1 protein-coding gene is annotated in these 1,358 nt (G+C 60.2%); it reads left to right on the plus strand.

Annotated elements, in window-relative coordinates:
• Nucleotides 1–271: 271 nt before the first annotated feature.
• Nucleotides 272–1,195 (plus strand): hypothetical protein, encoded by a 924-nt coding sequence (locus AC04MI_RS25215; protein ID WP_476499049.1) that lies wholly within the window; start codon nucleotides 272–274, stop codon nucleotides 1,193–1,195.
• Nucleotides 1,196–1,358 lie beyond the last annotated feature (163 nt).

A 1,358-nucleotide genomic window follows, 5' to 3' on the forward strand; every position in this document is an offset into this window, starting at 1 on the left:
CTCATGGGCGGCGGTATCCCGGGCGTGCAGCCGGCCAACTTCGAGTGCTATTTCGATCAGGTTTCCCCCATCGACTCGCCGTCCCAGTGCGGAGGCCATCATAATTACCGGTGCGCGAGTCCCGGGACCTGCTCACCTTCCCAAGAGCAGATTTGCACCAACAACTGCTAGTCTTCGAACATGGCGCGGCGAGCTTCGCCGCGCCATCTGGCGCGCTGGCATGCCATGGCGAGTCCAGTACTAGAGATCTTCCAGGAAGAAGGATCGCCTGATGTTGCGGACCGTACTTGTACACGGCGTTCTACTGGCGGCGCTGATGGCCGGCCCTGCCTACGCACAGGCCGCAGCCGAAGATCAGCGTAGCCAGCAGATCGAGAGCTTCCGTGACGAGGTCGCAGCGCTCCATACCTCGGGCCTGGATAGTGGCGGCCTTGAGTTCGCGCGCCGTGTGTCCAGGCACTACGAGACGCTTCGGGCGCACTATCGGCCCATGTCGTCCCTCACGGACCCAGAAGAGTTGCTTGATCTGTTCAAGGCAACCACCACGGCGATTTTCTACACGAACGATGCGGCCTACTTGCCAGATATCGTGGCAGCGTTCGATCTACTGGAGCGCCGGGGTCAGGCAACCGAGAAGGTGCGCTCCGACATGCGTAGCTCACTGGTACGGGTTCGAGCCTTCGATGAGATGGCCGGTCAAGGGTTGGCTAGCGAGACTGACGCTCCTGCGCTCAAGCATGCTCCGGGTCTGAACCAGGATTTGCCACTGGTCATTCGTGCTGACCGCAGCGGTCGACCTGTGGTGGAGAACTACCAGTGGCAGAAGGGTCTTTCTGTCATCGTGGTCTATGGGCCGCACTGCGCTCCTTCGAAGAAGGCGCTGACGGCGATATCCGCGGACAGAGAGTTGGCGGGGTTCTTCCGTAAGCGTGCGATTTGGCTGATGCCCGTGGATGATGACCTCCACGTTGCAGCGATGATGCAGCTTGCCAAGAATCCTGCGTCCTCAAATGTAGCGGTTGCCTACAACCRCTCGTCTTGGCCGCAGATTGAGAGCTGGACGACTCCGATGTTCTACTTCTTCAGGGACGGGAAGCTGACGGAAGTCCAGAAGGGGTGGCCTTCAGATACCCAGTTGGAGACGATCAGGCGTGGAGTTCTTTCAGGTGGTAGCGATAATGGTTCGGTGCGGTAGTTGCGACAATGCGCACCGACCCCCTTCGTGCCTAACCCGATGAGGGGCAGGCGCGGTGACGATGCTTGGGTGGAACGTTTTGGTATCAAGAATGCCGTTCCAATCCGACGCATTGGGCGTCCGGACTTCGTTCGCCCCTCACCCGCCTTCGGCACCCTCTCCC

It is taken from the genome of Acidovorax sp. LjRoot204 (assembly GCF_056175785.1).